This window comes from Sutterella wadsworthensis 2_1_59BFAA (genome assembly GCF_000297775.1).
Classification (GTDB): Bacteria; Pseudomonadota; Gammaproteobacteria; order Burkholderiales; family Burkholderiaceae_F; genus Sutterella; species Sutterella wadsworthensis_A.
Genome location: NZ_JH815513.1, coordinates 365,104 through 381,544 on the forward strand (window position 1 = coordinate 365,104; position 16,441 = coordinate 381,544).

Sequence of the window (16,441 nt, forward strand, 5' to 3'; positions counted from 1 at the left end):
GGGCCATGGATCGAGAGATTTGAAAAGTTGCCCTACAATATTGGTCATAGCGCTCATCCTTTTTTCGCGGTTCTTCTCTAGTAACTTGAATCTGCCTGAAATTTGGAGTGAGCGCTACTTTTTTTTCCTTGGAGGGAGCCGACCAGACTTTTTCTTAAAAGTCAAGGCCGCGTTCCACGGACTTCCGAGATGAACCAAAAAAAAGCGCCCGACCAAATGCCGGTCGGGCGTTGAAGGGGCGCGGAACTACCAGATTCCGCTAAAGGACCGGAAGAGGAACAATCGCGCTGCCGGCCTCTGGCAGAGCGAAGGGGAGGAGATTGGAACCCCTGATGTCCCTTTCCATGTGACACATGCTAACCCGACTCGGACCGGGGGTGGTTAAGCCCCGAATAAGAATCCGACCAAATCACTCGGGATTTGATCTCGCTCAATAAATGAGAACGTTTCTTAAGTGCTTTTAAGCAAAAAGGGGCCCTGCGGCGGGGTTTCGGGTGTCATGAAATCGTCATGAAATGTTCACGGAGGCGTCAAGCCGGGTGTTCATACTGCGTTCACGTACAGGAGAACAGCACCTGTACGACTTTTAAAACTGAATGGAACACTTATTCATCATGCAGAACACCATCTTTTCCCGCCGCCGCGTCGTGACCTTCGTCTGCGCCGCCTCCGCCCTTGCCGCCTGCGGTACGACGTTTGCCGCCGGCACGGTCAACCTCAACGGCTCCACGACGGTTCTTCCGGTCATGCAGCAGGTTTCCGAAGCCTTCATGCAGAAGAACCCCGGCGTTGTCGTGACGATCTCCGGCACGGGTTCCGGCAACGGCATCAAGGCGCTCCGCGACAAGATGACCGATGTGGCCATGTCGAGCCGCGACCTCAAGGACAAGGAAAAGAAGGACTTCGAAGCCCACGGCATCAATCCGGTCAAGATCCCTGTCGCCCTTGACGCCATCATCCCTGTCGTCTCCCCGAAGAACTCCGTCGCCTCCCTTACGATGGAGCAGTTGCGCGACCTCTTCGCCGGCAAGATCAAGAACTGGAAGGAACTCGGCGGTGCCGACGCTCCCGTGGTCGTGGTCGGCCGCGACTCCTCCTCCGGCACGTTCGAATCCTGGCAGGAACTCGTCATGGGCAAGACCCGCGTGTCCCAGCGCGCTCTCCTCCAGAGCTCCTCCGGCGGCGTCGTTCAGGCCGTTGCCGGCAATCCGAACGCCATTGGCTACATCGGCGTGGGCTACCTCGACAGCCAGATCAAGGGCCTCGTCGTGAACGGCGTCCAGCCCGGTGCCAAGACCGCTCAGGACGGCACGTGGCCGATCTCCCGCGAACTCTACCTCTTCACCTCCGGCCAGCCGCAGGGCGACGCCAAGAAGCTCGTCGACTACACGCTCTCCGCCGAAGGCCAGCAGTTCGTCTCCAAGTCCGGCTTCGTTCCGCTCAAGTAATTGCCTGACCGGCGAGATGCAAGCGGTCAGAAAAACCGATTGAAGCACGCCGGCCGATCGCCCTCGATTCGGCCGGCGTTTCTTTTGCTCCAGAAAAGATCCAGCCTTTCCAAGGATCCCTCATGCTCAACTACAGATCAGCAGACACGCTGTTCAGAAGGGCCTCGGGCACTGTGGCGTGCGTGAGCGTGCTTGCGCTCACGGCCATCGTGCTCTTCCTGCTCGCACAGGGCCTTCCGATCTTCAAGGACGTTCCCATCGGGGACTTCCTCTTCACGACCGACTGGTACCCGACGGACGAACCGCCGGTCTTCGGTCTCGGCGCCATGATCGTCGGCTCCTTTGCGGCTGCCGTACTCACGGCCGTCATCGCCGTGCCGCTCGGCGTGCTCACCGCCGCGGCCCTTCACTGCGCGGTCCCCGCTTGGGCCGCCCGAATCCTCAAGCCCGTCATCGAGCTGATGGCGGCGCTGCCCTCGGTGGTCATCGGCTTCATCGGCATGGTGATCGTCGCCCCGTGGCTTCAGGAGACGTTCAACCTCCCGACCGGCCTCAACCTCTTCAACGCGGGCCTGATGCTCGCCTTCATGTGCATCCCGACGATCGCCTCGATTTCCGAGGACGCGCTCAGGAACGTGCCGGGCGCGCTTCGCGAGGCCTCGCTCGCCCTTGGCGCCACTCGCTGGGAGACGCTCTGCCGCGTCGAGCTTCGCTGGGCCATGGGCGGCATCGGCACCTCCGTCATGCTCGGCCTCTCGCGCGCCATCGGCGAAACGATGGTCGTGCTGATGGTGGCGGGCGGCGCGGGCATCATCCCCGAAAGCATCTTCGATCCGGTCCGTCCGATGACGGCGGGCATTGCGGCCGAAATGGCTGAGGCCGCCGTGGGCGGCGAGCACTACCACGCGCTCTACGCCGCGGGCCTGCTCCTCTTCCTGATCACCTTCGCCTTCAACCTCGCCGCGTGGTACTTCACGCGCCGTCTCTCCCTCAGGAGCGCATGATGAAAGATCTCAAGATGCGCAATCTCTCCGGCCTCGCAGGCTTCACGGTGATGCGCGGCGCCGCCCTCGTGTGCGTGCTCTCGCTCGTCTCGATGCTCGGCGTCATCTTCTGGAACGCCATGCCCGCCATGACCTGGGAGTTCTTCACCGAAGCCCCGCGCAACATGATGAGCGAAGGCGGCATCTGGCCCTGCATCGTGGGCACGTTCCTCCTCGCCGCAGGCGCCCTCGTGATCGCGCTGCCGCTCGGCGTCATGAGCGCCGTGTTCCTCAACGAGTACAACCTCGACTCGCCCGTCATCACCGTGATCCGCCTCTCGATCGCGAACCTCGCGGGTGTTCCGTCGATCATCTTCGGCCTCTTCGGCCTGACGTTCTTCGTGGTCTTCTGCGGCTTCGGCGTGAGCCTTCTCTCCGGCATCCTCACGCTTGCCGTGTTGAGCCTGCCGATCATCATCAATACGACGGAAACGGCCCTCAAGCAGATCCCGCAGGACTGGCGCGAAGCCTCGCTCGCCCTGGGCGCCACGCGCTTCGAGACGATCATGAAGGTGATCCTGCCGAACGCGCTCCCCGGCATCCTCACGGGTGCCATCCTCGCGCTCGCCCGAGCCGCAGGTGAAACCGCCGCCGTGATGTACACGGGCACGGTCTTCTTCACTCAGAAGGACGGCGTCTCGCTCTTCGAGCCCGTCATGGCGCTTCCCTACCACGTCTACGTGATGGCCACTTCCGGCACGAACATCGAGGGCACCCGCCACCTGCAGTACGGCACCTCGCTCGTCCTCGTCGCGCTCGTCTTCCTGATGAGCCTCGGCGCCATCATCCTGCGCGAACGCCGCCGCTCCCGCTGAGACGGATGCGGCCGACATTGAACCGAATTTGAAAAGACACGAACATGACCAGCATTGATCTGAACAGCATGACCGCGATGAACCTTGACGGTCTTCCCACGAAGATCGCGGTGAACGACCTCAACGTGTGGTACGGCAAGTTCCATGCCCTCAAGCACATCACGCTCGCCATACCCGAGGGCCGAGTGACGGCCTTCATCGGCCCGTCGGGCTGCGGCAAGTCGACGCTCCTGCGCACCTTCAACCGCATGTACGCCCTCTATCCGGGCCAGCGCGCCGAAGGCGAGCTGATGCTCGACGGCGTCAACATCCTCTCGGGCACTATCGACGACTGCACGCTCAGGAGCCGCGTCGGCATGGTCTTCCAGCGCCCGACCCCGTTCCCGATGAGCATCTACGACAACATCGCCTACGGCATCCGCTTGCGCGAGAACGTCGCGAAGTCCGAGCTCGACGACCGCGTCGAGTGGGCCCTTAAGAAGGCCGCCCTCTGGAACGACGTCAAGGACAAGCTGCGCGAGCCCGGCACGAGCCTCTCGGGCGGCCAGCAGCAGCGCCTTTGCATCGCCCGCGGCGTTGCCGTCAAGCCCGAGGTCCTTCTGCTCGACGAGCCGTGCTCGGCCCTTGACCCGATCTCGACCGCCCGCATCGAGGAGCTCATTGAGGAGCTCAAGAACGACTACACGGTCGTCATCGTCACTCACTCCATGCAGCAGGCCGCCCGCGTCTCCGACTACACGGCCTTCCTCTACCTCGGCGAACTGATCGAGACCGGTCCCACGACCGACATCTTCACCCGTCCGCAGAAGAAGGCGACCGAGGACTACATCACCGGCCGCTTCGGCTAAAACGAAAGGAAACGACATCATGAACCACATCGTCAAAAGCTACGACCGCGACCTCGAGGAGGTCCTCGGCGAGGTGACCGCCATGGGCAGGCTCGTGCGCGAGCAGCTCGTCAAGGCGGCCGACGCCCTCGAGAAGCTCGACGCCGACGAAGCCCGCTCCGTCATGACCCGCGACGCCGAGGTCAACGGCTACGAGGTCTCCGTCGACGCGAAGATCGAATCCGTCTTCGCCCGCCGCCAGCCTGCCGCCCGCGACCTGCGCACGCTCATCGGCATGAGCCGCGTCTCCGTCGACTTCGAGCGCATGGGTGACGAAATCCGCAACATGGCAGGCAGCGTCCTAGAGCTCAAGGGACTCGACGACTCTCTCCTTGAGAACCGCTCCGCCATCATCATGGCCGTCAACACGGTCGCCCACATGATCGACGACTCGATCCTCGCGCTCTCGCGACTCGACACGAACCTCGCCCGCGAGGTCATCGCACGCGACAGGCTCGTCGATGACGTCTATCGCACGACGCTCAGGAGCCTGATCGTGCACATGATGCAGGATCCGTCCTCCACCGAGGGCGCCATCGCGCTCACTTGGATCGGCCGCTCGCTCGAACGAACGGGCGACCACGTGAAGAACGTCTGCGAGGCCGTCATCTACATTGAGGAAGGTGCGGACGTGCGTCACGAGTTCTATACTGGCAAAATGGAATCCTGCCGAAACGGCTCTGCCGAAGGCTGATCCGCCCATCAACAATTGCGACAAGGCATCTATGGCAAAACTGCTCACCGTCGAGGACGAAACCGCCATCCGCGAGCTCCTCGCCTTCATCTGCGAGACAGACGGCCACGAGGTCGTCAAGGCCGCCAGCCTGGCCGAGGCGCGCGAAGCGCTGCGCCGGGGCGGACTCGACCTCATTCTGCTTGACGTGATGCTCCCTGACGGCTCGGGGTTCGACTTCCTGCGCGAAGTCCGCACCGACGCCGCCAGCGCCTCGGTGCCCGTCGTGATGATCACCGCCCGCGGCGACGAGGCCGACAGGGTCGAGGGACTGGACGCAGGCGCCGACGACTACGTCGTCAAGCCCTTCATGCCCAGGGAGCTCACCGCCCGCATCCGCGCGGTCCTTCGCCGCGCGAGCGCCGAGGGCAGGGCGCGCGAGTCCGCAGTGCCTCCCGCCGACGACCGCCAGGAGGAGATCGTCCGCTGCGGTCCGCTCCTCATGAACGAGACGCGCTTCGAGGCGACGGCCGACGGCATGCCCCTCAAGCTCAGCGTCAAGGAGTTCAGGCTGCTCCTGATGTTCGCCTCCCGTCCGGGACGCGTCTTCACGCGCGGCCAGCTCCTTGAAAACATCTGGGGCAACTCCTTTGTCGACGAGCGCACGGTGGACGTGCACATGCTTCGTCTTCGCAAGGCGCTCGCTGGCACGGCCGCGGAAAACCTCATTGAAACCGTCAGGGGTGTCGGCTACCGCTGCCGCCCGCTTGACTGACCTCCCGCAGGCACGCATCCCGACCGCCCCGCACGATCGAGCACGCGCCCATGCACAGGATTGAGAAAGGAGACACCATGCCCGAAGCACTGTCGGCTCGTGGACGCCGCACGCAGTTCCTCGGCATTCTGATTGTCGGGGGCCTCATTCTGGTCGCGCTCGTCTCGGCCGTCCTGTGGCTGAGCGTCGCGGCAGGCACGGCCGCGATCTTCTTCTGCATGGGCGTCTCGTTCTTCGCGCTTCTCGCCGTGTACGCGGGCAAGCTCATCGTGGACGAGGAGCGTTACATGCAGGCAAGGCTCGAGGCGCGCGACGCGCGCTACCGCCAGACGCTCGAGCTCTTGCCCGAGGGCGTCGTCATCCTCAAGGGCGAGGACGGCGTCATCGAATGGGTCAATACCATGGCGGGCGTTCATCTGGGAATCACGTCCGAAGACGTCGGCAGCGTCTTCACCGACAGGCTCATCGCCTCGCAGCCCGCCTTCTGCGCGTGGCTGCGTTCGCGCGACTTCTCGCGCCATTATGCGCTTGAGACCGCGGGCGGCTCCGTGCTGCTCGATGCGGCCGTCGTCGCGCCCGACGAGCGCCACACCATCATCGTCACGCACGACGTCACCGAACGCCGCCGCGTCGACGACATGCGCCGAGACTTCGTCGCCAACGTCTCCCACGAGCTGCGCACGCCGCTCACCGTCATCGCGGGCTTTCTCGATCTGGCGGACATGGACGTGCCGCCCGAGCTCAGAAAGCGCCATCTCGCCCTCATGCGCGACCAGACGGCCCGCATGAAGCGCCTCACGGACGACCTGCTGATGCTCTCGAAGCTCGAGAACAGGGACGAGCGGGGGACAGACCAGCCCGAGCTCATCGACATGTCCGCGCTCATCGACGACGCCGTGCGCGAGGGCATGGCCTACTCGAAGATGCAGCACAAGTTCGAGGTCGCACACGAGCCCCTTTCGCTTCTCGGACATCCCGAGGAGATCCGAAGCGCGGTCCTCAACCTCATCACCAACGCCGTGCGCTACACGCCCAGAGGCGGCCGAATCAGGGTGGTCTGGAAGCGCACGGGCACGGGCGCCGTCCTCACGGTTGCCGACACGGGCATCGGCATTCCGCCCGAGCACCTGCCCCGCATCACCGAACGCTTCTACCGCGTCGACAAGGGGCGCTCGAGGGACACGGGCGGCACGGGCCTCGGTCTGGCCATCGTCAAGCACGTCATGCGGCGTGCGGGAGGCGAGCTCTCCATCGAGTCGACTCCGGGCGAAGGCTCGAAGTTCATGCTCAGGTTCCCCGAGGAGAGGATCTTCTCGGGCCGCTATCTGTAGAACGGACGCGGCATCCTGCGATCGGAGCCCGTTCGGGCGCGCCCTTGCTGGCGCGATGGGCTAAAATCAGACGATCCAATTCACCGAAGTCCGCAGGATTTCCATGCACATTCTTGTCTCCAACGATGACGGCTACCGCGCGCCCGGCATTCAGGCGCTCGCGCAGGCCATGCGCCGTTTCGGCCGCGTGACGGTCGTCGCGCCCGACCACAACCACTCCGGCGCCTCCAATTCGCTCACGCTCAACCGTCCGCTCACCGTCGAGCATCAGGACGGCGACAGCCTATACGTGCTTTCGGGCACGCCGTCCGACTGCGTGCACGTCGCGCTCACGGGTCTTCTGCCGAAGCCCGACCTCGTCGTCTCAGGCATCAACTGCGGCGCCAACATGGGCGACGACACGATGTACTCGGGCACGGTCGCGGCGGCCATCGAGGGCTACCTCTTCGGCGTTCCCTCCATCGCCTTCTCGCAGATCGACAAGGGCTGGGCCGAACTCGACTCCGCCGCGAAGATTGCGCAGCTCGTCGTCGAGCGTTATCTTGAAAGCCGCGAGGACGAAAGGGCCGTTCTGCTCAACGTCAACATGCCCAACATGCCCGTCGAGGCCCTCAAGGGCATCCGCGGCACCCGTCTGGGCAAGCGCAACTGCGCCGAGAGCGTCATCCGCGAGATGAGCCCGCGCGGCTTTCCGATCTACTGGCTCGGCGCTGCGGGCAAGCCCGCCGACGCAGAGGAGGGGACGGACTTCTGGGCGACCTCCCACGGCTATGTCTCCGTGACGCCGCTGCAGGTCGACCTCACGAACTACAAGCAGGTCCCGACGGTCCGAGGCTGGATGGACGGCCCCGCCGTCTGAGATCCGCAAGGCACATTCAAGGGATAGAACGGAAAGGAAAGAAGGTTCAAGGACATGAACAAAACCGTACGCATTCTGTCGATCTCCGTCGCGGCCGCCGCCGCGGCCTTCCTGTCGGGCTGCTCCTCCGTGGACATGGGCCCGGCTACGGTCGTCGACCACTCCACCTACAGCGACGGCGCCGCGACCGCGCCCGTCCAGACGCCGAGCCTGCTGCCGGGCGGCATCGTCGACTCCGGCCGCACCCACACGGTGGCCGTGGGCGACACCATCTACAACATCTCCGTGCGCTACGGCCTCTCCGCCGAACAGCTCCAGCAGCTCAACGCCATCACCGATCCGACGCAGCTGCGTCTGGGGCAGGTCCTGAGGCTTCCCGCCTCCGTCAACGCGCCCCGCGCCTACACGGGCAATCCGCAGGTCCGCGTCAACCGTGTGACGAACGACACCGTGCTTGAGACTGCGCCGATCCGCAATGCCGAGACGGTGCCCGTTGCGGGTGAAACGACCGCCACCTCGTCGGTTGCATCCGCTGACGCCGCCGAAGCCGCCCGCAAGAAGGCCGAGGCCGAAGCTGCCGCCGAGAAGGTCCGCACCCAGGCCGAAGCGGCCAAGTCCCAGGCCCAGCAGAAGCTCAACGCCGTCACGCCGGGCCAGCGCATGATCTGGCCCGTGAGGGGCAAGATCAAGAGCGACTTCGCGAAGAACACCTTCGGTCTTGAGATCGCGGGCACGCAGGGCGACGTGGTCGTCGCGGCCATGCAGGGAGAAGTCATCTGGGTGGGCACGCTCAAGGGCTACTCGGGCACGCTCGCCGTCGTCAAGCACAGCCCGACGCTCATCACCGCCTACGGCGGCCTTGAGAACGTGGCGGTCTCCCAGGGCTCGAAGATCAAGTCGGGCCAGAAGATCGCCGACCTCAAGGGCGACACGCTGAGGTTCGAGGTCCGCGAGACCGGCAAGTGCGTCGATCCGCTCAAGTACCTCAACAAGCGCTGATCCTCGGAGAGTCAGTCAAAAAAGAGCGCCGGCTTCACCGCCAGGCGCTCTTCTTTTTGGTAAAGTCTCCTACCTGAATTTTTGAGGACGGCCGGATGAAGTCGGCCGCCCAGGGATCCCCGTTTTACATAGAGAGTCAAGAGTCATGGCACGACGCAGAGAGAAAACCCCCGAATACTTCACCGTCGAGGTGGAGCGCCTCGACCAGGAAGGCCGCGGCGTGGGTCATCACGACGGCAAGGTCGTCTTCATCGAGGGCGCCCTTCCGGGCGAGCTCGTCACCTACGAGCGCATCCGCAACAAGACCAGCTTCGAGATCGGCCGCGTCGCCCAGGTTCACCGCGAGAGCGTTCAGCGCGTCGAGCCCCGTTGCCCCAAGTTCGGCCACGGTCCCGGCAGCTGCGGCGGCTGCGCCATGCAGCACCTTGAGCCACGCGCCCAGGTCGCTTACAAGGAGCGCACGCTCATCGACACGCTCTGGCACATCGGCCGCGTTCGTCCCGAACAGATCATCACGCCGATCTACGGTCCGTTCTGGAACTACCGTCACCGCGCCCGCCTGACGGTCCGCGACGTCGCCAAGAAGGGCGGCGTGCTCGTCGGCTTCCATGAGAAGTCCTCCTCCTACGTCGCCGAAATGACGGGCTGCCACATCCTCACGAAGAACGTCTCCGACATGATCATGCCGATGCGCGAGCTCGTTTCCAAGCTCTCTATCCGCCAGCGCATGCCGCAGATCGAGGTCGCCGTCGGCGGCAACGGACGCACGGCCCTCGTCTTCCGCACGCTCGAGGAGCCGACCGATGGGGACATGGCCCTGCTCAACGCCTTCGGCGCCGAGCACAAGGCCGACATCTGGCTCCAGCCCAAGGGTCCGGACTCCGCCCACCCGGTCGATCCCGCCAACATCAACGCGCTCGGCCTCCAGCTTCCCGAGTTCGGCGTTCGCATCAACTTCAAGCCGACCGACTTCACGCAGGTCAACCATGAGCTCAACGAGACCATGGTGAGCCGCGCCGTTCGCCTGCTCGGCGTGGAACCCGAGCACAAGGTCGCCGACTTCTTCTGCGGTCTGGGCAACTTCACGCTCCCGCTCGCCACGTGCGCTTCGCACGTGACCGGCATCGAGGGCTCCGACGCGCTCGTCGCCCGCGCCCGTCAGGGCGCCGCCGACAACGGCCTCGCCGAGAAGACCGACTTCGTGGCCCGCAACCTCTTCACGTGGTGCGACCAGGACTGGGAGGCCCTCTGGAAGAAGATGGGCGGCATCGACCGCGTCCTCATCGACCCGCCGCGCGAAGGCGCCCTGGCGCTCTCCCGCGTGCTCGCCGCCACCGACAAGCGTCCCGCCCGTATCGTCTATGTCTCCTGCAACCCCGCGACGCTCGCACGCGACTGCGCCATCCTTCATCATGAGGGCGGCTGGCACATCCGCGCAGCCGGCATCATGAACATGTTCCCGCACACGGGCCACGTCGAGTCCATCGCCGTGCTCGAGCCGGGTCCCAGGCCCGAGAAGAAGTCCGAGGAGGCCGAGGCCATCGAGCGCCGCATCGCCGCCTCGGGTGACGACGACGTCAAGATGAACCTGCCGCAGTAACCTCAGACGGCTCCGTCCCGTCCCGCTGATGCGGGCTCGGGGAACGAGACTATCCAAGAGTCGAAGGAGTCGAAAATGTCGAAAAAAGCGCCGGACGCCATCGCGTCGCGGCGTTTTTTTCGCATTCCGGCTCATCGAACACGATGTTTTCCTGAGGCCTTTCACGGCAGGATCAAAAAACGCTCATGTTAAGTCGAAATATGCTCAACGGGAGGGTTACAATGGGCGAACAAAGCCCGTCATGCAAGGAGGAACAATCATGACCAGAGCCGCAGTCAGAGAAAGGGCGCAGGCCCGCCGCGCAGCCGATGCGGCCTTCAGGGAGGCGTTCGACGCCTACATGTTCGAATGCTTCGCCAAGCCCGGATTCAAGCTTGAGAGCGAGGCGCAGCTTGCCGAGCGTTTCGGCGTCACCCGCTACAAGGTTCGCAAGGCGATCGAGGCCCTTAATCAGGCGGGCGTGCTCGAGCGCGTCAAGCACGGCGGCTCCACCGTGAGGAGCGTCACGCCCGAGGAGCTTGCCGACCGCGCCGATCGTCTTCTGAGCGTCGCGGGGCTGCCCGCCGAGGAGTTCGAGGACGCCGTCTCCGATCTTGTCTGCGGCCTCGTGCCCGTCATCATGGACAAGGTCGACCCCGAGAAGCTCGCGGGTCTTGAGACCCTCGTCGAGACCGTGGGCGCCGCACGCACGCCTGCCGAGCGCCGCAGCGCCGTCTTCGACTTCCTGACGGGACTCGCAGCTGTCGACGGCAACCGCTACACCGCGCTCTGCGTGAGCCTTGCCGTCAGGCAGGCCGCCCGCCGCGAGGCCTATGACCTGAGGCTCGATCCCGCCGAGCTCGCCGCCGTCTGTCGCGGTGTTCTCAAAGAGCTGATGAAGGGGCGCCGCAAGAAGGTCGTGGCCGAGCTCGAGGATCTCTTCGGACTCGTGTTCCCGAAGCGCGCCGAGCTGAAGAAGGCCGAAAAGACGGAAAAGTCCGAGAAGGCCGAGAAGGCTGAAAAGGGCGGCAAGTAGGACTCGTCCCGGAAAAGAAAGAGGGGCGCAGGCGGCATGGCGACGCCTGCGCCCCGTTTTTGGCGGGCGCAAAAAAGGCGGCTCGATCGAGCCGCCCGTCAGGCGCCTGGGCATTCACCTTGCGCGGGATGGCGTCACTTGGCGCGAACCCAGGAGTTCGGAGAGTTGAGCGAGATGTCGAGCAGGCGCTTGAAGAGGCCCATGGACATGCCGATGTGGCCGGCGGTGTCGCTCACGCGGGAATCGGGGACGGAGTCGGGTGCGGTGCCGTGAACGAGCGCGAGGAAGGTGCGGGCCATGGACTCCTTGTCGGCGCCGGGCGTGAGGGCCGCCTGCGTCATGCGCGAGCGGATCGTGCTGTAGCGGTCGAGATCCTCGGGGGAGAGCTTCGAGAAGAGCGGACGTCCGAGGGCTTGGTCGACGAAGGTCTGCATCTGGAAGAGCGTCTTCTTCAGAAGCTTCTCGTCGGCATAGGAGGGGAGGTTCTCGACGGCGGTCCTCATGGCGACGGCCTGAAGGTTGGCCGCCCAGAAGGCCTTGAAGCGGCGCTTCTCCTCGCCGCCTAGAAGCGGAATCGGGCACAGGCTCACGCCGGCGGCCTTGGCCACCTCCTTGTTGAAGAGCGAGCCGGAGAGGTCTCGCACGCAGCCGCCGAAGGTGTAGCCGAGGTTTTCCGCAAAGATCTTGTCGACGGGACGATTGACGGGCGTGTCGTTCTTTTCTTGGTTTTTGGAGGACATGAGCTGGAATCCGAAATGGGTGTGCCGGAAACCTCCGTGCAGGGGAGATTTCTCAACAGGTGCAATTCTGCCATGACTCGCACGCGGTGAGAAACGGAAACTAACCCTGATCGGGTTGTAGCCAAAAGAAAAAGGCGTGTGCCCCGGGGAGTGATTGCGCGGCCTCGTGCTAAAATCATCAGTTCAGTACGAAAGGGAGCACAACCGCTCCCTTTTGTCGGTTTTTCCACGTCCCGGAGCCTTTTCCGGGCATTTTCTCTGAGAGAACAAAATGGCTATTGAACGCACCCTCTCCATCATCAAGCCGGACGCCGTTGCCAAGAACGTCATCGGCAAGATCTACTCCCGTTTCGAAACGAACGGCCTCAAGATCGTCGCCGCCCAGATGCGTCAGCTTTCCCAGGCTGAAGCCGAAGGCTTCTACGCTGTTCACAAGGAACGTCCCTTCTTCAAGGATCTCGTCTCCTTCATGACGTCCGGCCCGGTCATGATCCAGGTTCTCGAAGGCGAAGGCGCCATTCTCAAGAACCGTGAGCTCATGGGTGCCACGGACCCGAAGAAGGCCGCTGCCGGCACGATCCGCGCCGACTTCGCTGAAAGCATCGACGCCAACGCCGTTCACGGCTCCGACGCTCCGGAAACGGCCGCCGTCGAAATCGCCTACTTCTTCCCGGCTCTCTCCATTCACAGCCGCTAATCCGCTGCGAACACAGTGAGGAATAATTCGTGACCGACAACGTCAAAGAGTCTGCCGCCGCCTCTAAGGTGAACCTTCTCGACTTCGATCTGGAAGGGCTCACCGCTTGGTGCGCCGGCATCGGCGAAAAGGCCTTCCGTGCAACTCAGCTCTCGCGCTGGCTCCATCGTCATGTCGAAGGCGACTTCGACAACATGACGAACCTCGCGAAGGTGTTCCGAGCCAAGCTGAAGGACATGGCCGAAGTGCGTCCTCCCGTGCCCATCACCGAGAAGAAGTCGGCTGACGGCACGCGCAAGTGGCTCTTTGACGTCGGCAACGGAAACGCGGTCGAATCGGTGTTCATTCCAGAGGATGACCGCGGCACGCTCTGCATCTCCACGCAGGCGGGGTGCGCCATGGGCTGCCTCTTCTGCTCCACGGGCAAGCAGGGCTTCAACCGCAACCTCACGACCGCCGAGATCGTGGGCCAGCTCTGGTGGGCCGAACGCGAACTGCGCCGCGACGCAGGCGTGACGGACCCCAACGACCGAATCATCTCCAACGTCGTGCTCATGGGGATGGGCGAGCCGTTGCAGAACCTCGACAACGTTCTGCGCGCTCTGCACGTCTTCCTTGACGACAACGGCTACGGGCTCTCCCGCCGCCGCGTCACCGTCTCCACGTCGGGCCTCGTCCGCCAGATGGACAAGCTCGCCGAGGACAGCCCTGTTGCGCTCGCCGTGAGCCTGCATGCGGGCAATGACGCGCTGCGCGACAAGCTCATGCCCGTCAACCGCAAGCATCCGCTTGCCGACCTGATGGCCGCGTGCCGCCGCTACCTCAAGGTGGCCCCGCGCGACTTCATCACCTTCGAGTACGTCATGCTCGGCGGCATCAACGATCGCCTTGAGCAGGTCGACGAACTCGTCGAACTCGTGCGCCGTGAAAACGTGCCGTGCAAGTTCAACCTGATTCCCTTCAATCCCTTCACGCAGTCGGACCTGCGCAAGCCCGAGCGCGAGCAGGTTCTCGCGTTCTGCCGCCGCCTCAACGAGGCGGGCATCGTGACGACGGTCCGCAAGACGCGAGGGGACGACATCGACGCTGCGTGCGGCCAGCTCGCGGGCGAGGTGCGCGACCGCACCCGCCGCGCCGAGCGCCTTGCACAGCAGAAGGCCGAGGCCGCGCCTCTTCTGCAGGCGGCCCGCCGCAGCGAGTAGCCTCCCGCCGGGGCGTGCGCGAGTCCTGAGGGTCCGCGGCGCCCAAGACACCGAACATCAAAACACTCCTGGAAGGAAGCGCCATGGCCCAAGAAACGTCTGACATGAACGAGCCGGTCCTGCATCCGGCCCCCGCCGAAGGCTTCGGCGCCGCGCTCAAGCGCGCCCGCGAGGCCCAGGGCATCTCCATCGGCGACATGGCCGCCCGCTCCCGCCTTTCGGTCCAGCAGGTCCGCGCGCTTGAGAGCGAAAGAACTGCCGAGCTTCCCGAGCCCGTCTACGTGCGCGCCTTCATCCGCGGCGTCGCCTCGGTGCTCGGTCTCGAACCCGATCCGCTCGTCGCCGACTACACCGCCCGCTACGGCGCCGCAAGTGTCGGGGTCCTTCCCGACCATGATCCCGCCAAGGAGACCGTCGTGCGCGCCTCCGGCCGCCGCACGGGCCTCAAGGCCGCCGTCGTCGCCATCGCTGCGGTCCTCGTCTGCGCCGCAGGCTGGTACGCCTGGTCGAGCATGAGCGACGGCGCCGAGACGCAGCCCGCTGCGGAGACGCCCGTCGTCGATGCCCTCGAATCAGTTGAAGCGGCGCCCGCCCCTGAACAGGCGGCAGCCGATCAGACTGCTCAGGAGAAGACTGCGGCCGAACAGGCCGCCGCCGAGAAGGCCGCTGCGGAAAAGGCCGCTGCCGAGAAGGCCGCTGCGGAGAAGGCCGCCGCTGAAAAGGCGGCCGCCGAAAAGGCCCGCGCCCAGTCGCAGGCCGCCGCGACGGGTGAGCGCCGCGTCACCCTCTCGACCTCGGGCGCCTGCTGGGTGCAGATCCTTCTGCCCAACGGCCGCAGCTTCTTCGCCAAGGAGATGGCCGAGGGCGGCAGCGAGACCCTGAACGTGCCCGTCGGGGCCCGAGTGACGGTCGGCAACGCCTCCGTCATGACGCTCACGGTCGACGGCAGGCCTTACGAACTCACCAAGTCCACCCGCAACGGCATCTGCCGCTTCGTGGTGAAGTAAGAAGATTCAACAGAGCAGCGGCCTTCGGGCCGCTCTTTTCACACCGGCCTCCGGCCGGTGCGTATTTCCCGGAGACTTAAGCCGTGTCGGAAAACACCCTTGAATTCCGTCGCAAGACCCACGCCGTCAAGGTCGCCTGGGGCGGCCGCGTCGTGACGATCGGCGGCATGAACCCGATCGTCGTGCAGTCGATGACGAACACCTCGACGGCCGACGTCGAGTCGAGCGTCGCCCAGGTGCTTGCGCTTGCGCGCGCGGGCAGCGAGCTCGTCCGACTCACCGTCAACACGCCCGACGCCGCTCGCGGCGTCGCCCGCATTCGCGAGGCGCTCGACCGCTCCGGCTGCGACGTCCCGCTCGTGGGCGACTTCCACTACAACGGCCACAAGCTGCTCGCAGATCATCCCGAATGCGCCGCCGCGCTCTCCAAGTACCGTATCAATCCCGGCAACGTCGGCAAGGGCGAGAAGGGCATGGAGAACTTCGCCTCCATGATTGAGTGCGCGAAGAAGTACGGCGCCGCCGTGCGCATCGGCGTCAACTGGGGCTCGCTTGATCAGGCGCTCCTCGCCCGCATGATGGACGAGAACAACGCGCTCTCCGATCCGCTTCCCCCCGACGCCGTCCTTCGCGCCGCTCTCGTCGAGAGCGCCGTGCAGAGCGCCGACATGGCCGTGAAGCTCGGCCTTCCCGCCGACCGCATCGTGCTGAGCGCCAAGGTCTCCGAAGTCCAGGGCCTCATTTCCGTCTACCGCATGCTCGCAAGGCGCGGCAGCTACGCGCTCCACCTCGGCCTTACCGAGGCGGGCATCGGCTCCAAGGGCATCGTCGCCTCGACGGCTGCGCTCGCCGTGCTCCTTCAGGAAGGCATCGGCGACACGATCCGCGTCTCGCTCACGCCGTCTCCCGGCGCGCCCCGCACCGAGGAGGTCGTGGTCGCCCAGGAGATCCTGCAGTGCATGGGCCTCAGGAGCTTCACCCCGATGGTGACGAGCTGCCCCGGCTGCGGTCGTACGACGTCGGACCTCTTCCAACGCCTTGCCGCGGGCACGCAGGACTACCTGCGCTCGCGCATGCCCGAGTGGCGCGTCTCGTGCCCCGGCGTCGAGAACATGACGGTGGCCGTCATGGGCTGCGTCGTCAACGGTCCCGGCGAGAGCCGTCAGGCCGACATCGGCATCAGCCTGCCGGGCTCCGGTGAGAGCCCCGTGGCTCCTGTCTACGTTCGCGGAGAGAAGGTCTGCGCCCTCAAGGGCGATGACATGCAGGCCCGCTTTCACGCTATGATTGAAGAATTCGTCCAAACGACCTACGGCGCATCGTCCCGTGGGCAATCCGATAATTGACAAG

At 64.8% G+C, this 16,441-nt stretch carries 16 protein-coding genes; 15 read left to right on the plus strand and 1 reads right to left on the minus strand.

The genetic code is table 11. The features are described 5' to 3' along the window. The first annotated feature begins 614 nt into the window (after nt 1–614). From HMPREF9465_RS01660 to HMPREF9465_RS01710, 11 genes are all read left to right on the plus strand, one after another. Nucleotides 615–1,448 (plus strand): PstS family phosphate ABC transporter substrate-binding protein, encoded by an 834-nt coding sequence (locus HMPREF9465_RS01660; RefSeq protein WP_038006263.1) that lies wholly within the window; start codon nt 615–617, stop codon nt 1,446–1,448. 122 nt (nt 1,449–1,570) lie between these two features. Next, entirely contained in the window at nt 1,571–2,452 is an 882-nt protein-coding gene (gene pstC, locus HMPREF9465_RS01665) for a phosphate ABC transporter permease subunit PstC (protein WP_005433470.1), read from the plus strand. Further along, on the plus strand, nt 2,452–3,306 hold the full coding sequence (gene pstA, locus HMPREF9465_RS01670; protein WP_005433471.1) for a phosphate ABC transporter permease PstA: 855 nt from the start codon (nt 2,452–2,454) through the stop codon (nt 3,304–3,306). The genes pstC and pstA overlap by 1 nt, the downstream gene beginning before the upstream one ends. A 44-nt stretch (nt 3,307–3,350) precedes the next feature. Continuing rightward, nucleotides 3,351–4,154 (plus strand): phosphate ABC transporter ATP-binding protein PstB, encoded by an 804-nt coding sequence (gene pstB, locus HMPREF9465_RS01675; RefSeq protein ID WP_005433472.1) that lies wholly within the window; start codon nt 3,351–3,353, stop codon nt 4,152–4,154. Nucleotides 4,155–4,173: 19 nt separating this feature from the next. Then, on the plus strand, nt 4,174–4,887 hold the full coding sequence (gene phoU / locus HMPREF9465_RS01680; protein WP_005433473.1) for a phosphate signaling complex protein PhoU: 714 nt from the start codon (nt 4,174–4,176) through the stop codon (nt 4,885–4,887). A gap of 31 nt (nt 4,888–4,918) precedes the next feature. Next, a complete protein-coding gene (locus tag HMPREF9465_RS01685) occupies nt 4,919–5,641 on the plus strand; it encodes a response regulator (RefSeq protein WP_005433474.1) in 723 nt (240 codons plus the stop codon). Between the two features lie 77 nt (nt 5,642–5,718). Next, nucleotides 5,719–6,972: a phosphate regulon sensor histidine kinase PhoR gene (gene phoR, locus HMPREF9465_RS01690; protein WP_005433475.1), complete on the plus strand. Its 1,254-nt coding sequence runs from the start codon at nt 5,719–5,721 to the stop codon at nt 6,970–6,972. Between the two features lie 103 nt (nt 6,973–7,075). After that, nucleotides 7,076–7,831 (plus strand): 5'/3'-nucleotidase SurE, encoded by a 756-nt coding sequence (gene surE, locus HMPREF9465_RS01695; protein WP_005433477.1) that lies wholly within the window; start codon nt 7,076–7,078, stop codon nt 7,829–7,831. 54 nt (nt 7,832–7,885) lie between these two features. Continuing rightward, nucleotides 7,886–8,830 carry a M23 family metallopeptidase gene (locus HMPREF9465_RS01700; RefSeq protein WP_005433480.1) on the plus strand — a complete coding sequence of 315 codons (945 nt, stop codon included), beginning with the start codon at nt 7,886–7,888 and terminating at the stop codon, nt 8,828–8,830. Nucleotides 8,831–8,975: 145 nt separating this feature from the next. Then, nucleotides 8,976–10,430, plus strand: a complete 1,455-nt coding sequence (rlmD, locus tag HMPREF9465_RS01705; RefSeq protein WP_005433481.1) for a 23S rRNA (uracil(1939)-C(5))-methyltransferase RlmD — start codon at nt 8,976–8,978, stop codon at nt 10,428–10,430. Nucleotides 10,431–10,689: 259 nt separating this feature from the next. Then, nucleotides 10,690–11,445 (plus strand): GntR family transcriptional regulator, encoded by a 756-nt coding sequence (locus tag HMPREF9465_RS01710; RefSeq protein ID WP_005433482.1) that lies wholly within the window; start codon nt 10,690–10,692, stop codon nt 11,443–11,445. Nucleotides 11,446–11,579: 134 nt separating this feature from the next. Here the strand turns inward: HMPREF9465_RS01710 and HMPREF9465_RS01715 are convergent, their stop codons facing one another. After that, nucleotides 11,580–12,185: a hypothetical protein gene (locus HMPREF9465_RS01715; protein WP_005433483.1), complete on the minus strand. Its 606-nt coding sequence runs from the start codon at nt 12,183–12,185 to the stop codon at nt 11,580–11,582. Between the two features lie 271 nt (nt 12,186–12,456). Between HMPREF9465_RS01715 and ndk the strand changes: the two genes are divergently transcribed. The 4 genes from ndk (at nt 12,457) to ispG (ending at nt 16,437) form a co-directional block, all read left to right on the plus strand. Further along, a complete protein-coding gene (ndk, locus tag HMPREF9465_RS01720; protein WP_005433485.1) occupies nt 12,457–12,882 on the plus strand; it encodes a nucleoside-diphosphate kinase in 426 nt (141 codons plus the stop codon). A gap of 29 nt (nt 12,883–12,911) precedes the next feature. Next, nucleotides 12,912–14,084 carry a 23S rRNA (adenine(2503)-C(2))-methyltransferase RlmN gene (gene rlmN, locus HMPREF9465_RS01725; RefSeq protein ID WP_005433487.1) on the plus strand — a complete coding sequence of 391 codons (1,173 nt, stop codon included), beginning with the start codon at nt 12,912–12,914 and terminating at the stop codon, nt 14,082–14,084. An 83-nt stretch (nt 14,085–14,167) separates the two neighbouring features. Beyond that, the gene (locus HMPREF9465_RS12135) at nt 14,168–15,091 is read left to right on the plus strand and encodes a helix-turn-helix domain-containing protein (RefSeq protein ID WP_005433489.1); all 924 of its coding nucleotides are present in this window, start codon (nt 14,168–14,170) and stop codon (nt 15,089–15,091) included. A gap of 83 nt (nt 15,092–15,174) precedes the next feature. Continuing rightward, entirely contained in the window at nt 15,175–16,437 is a 1,263-nt protein-coding gene (gene ispG / locus HMPREF9465_RS01735) for a flavodoxin-dependent (E)-4-hydroxy-3-methylbut-2-enyl-diphosphate synthase (RefSeq protein WP_005433500.1), read from the plus strand. The last annotated feature ends 4 nt before the right edge of the window (nt 16,438–16,441 follow it).

Excerpts from the sequence above, each read along its gene's own strand:
- HMPREF9465_RS01660 (WP_038006263.1), top strand. The coding sequence starts at position 615 with ATGCAGAACACCATCTTTTCCCGCCGCCGCGTCGTGACCTTCGTCTGC.
- pstC (WP_005433470.1), top strand. The coding sequence starts at position 1,571 with ATGCTCAACTACAGATCAGCAGACACGCTGTTCAGAAGGGCCTCGGGC.
- pstA (WP_005433471.1), top strand. The coding sequence starts at position 2,452 with ATGAAAGATCTCAAGATGCGCAATCTCTCCGGCCTCGCAGGCTTCACG.
- pstB (WP_005433472.1), top strand. The coding sequence starts at position 3,351 with ATGACCAGCATTGATCTGAACAGCATGACCGCGATGAACCTTGACGGT.
- phoU (WP_005433473.1), top strand. The coding sequence starts at position 4,174 with ATGAACCACATCGTCAAAAGCTACGACCGCGACCTCGAGGAGGTCCTC.
- HMPREF9465_RS01685 (WP_005433474.1), top strand. The coding sequence starts at position 4,919 with ATGGCAAAACTGCTCACCGTCGAGGACGAAACCGCCATCCGCGAGCTC.
- phoR (WP_005433475.1), top strand. The coding sequence starts at position 5,719 with ATGCCCGAAGCACTGTCGGCTCGTGGACGCCGCACGCAGTTCCTCGGC.
- surE (WP_005433477.1), top strand. The coding sequence starts at position 7,076 with ATGCACATTCTTGTCTCCAACGATGACGGCTACCGCGCGCCCGGCATT.
- HMPREF9465_RS01700 (WP_005433480.1), top strand. The coding sequence starts at position 7,886 with ATGAACAAAACCGTACGCATTCTGTCGATCTCCGTCGCGGCCGCCGCC.
- rlmD (WP_005433481.1), top strand. The coding sequence starts at position 8,976 with ATGGCACGACGCAGAGAGAAAACCCCCGAATACTTCACCGTCGAGGTG.
- HMPREF9465_RS01710 (WP_005433482.1), top strand. The coding sequence starts at position 10,690 with ATGACCAGAGCCGCAGTCAGAGAAAGGGCGCAGGCCCGCCGCGCAGCC.
- HMPREF9465_RS01715 (WP_005433483.1), bottom strand. The coding sequence starts at position 12,185 with ATGTCCTCCAAAAACCAAGAAAAGAACGACACGCCCGTCAATCGTCCC.
- ndk (WP_005433485.1), top strand. The coding sequence starts at position 12,457 with ATGGCTATTGAACGCACCCTCTCCATCATCAAGCCGGACGCCGTTGCC.
- HMPREF9465_RS12135 (WP_005433489.1), top strand. The coding sequence starts at position 14,168 with ATGGCCCAAGAAACGTCTGACATGAACGAGCCGGTCCTGCATCCGGCC.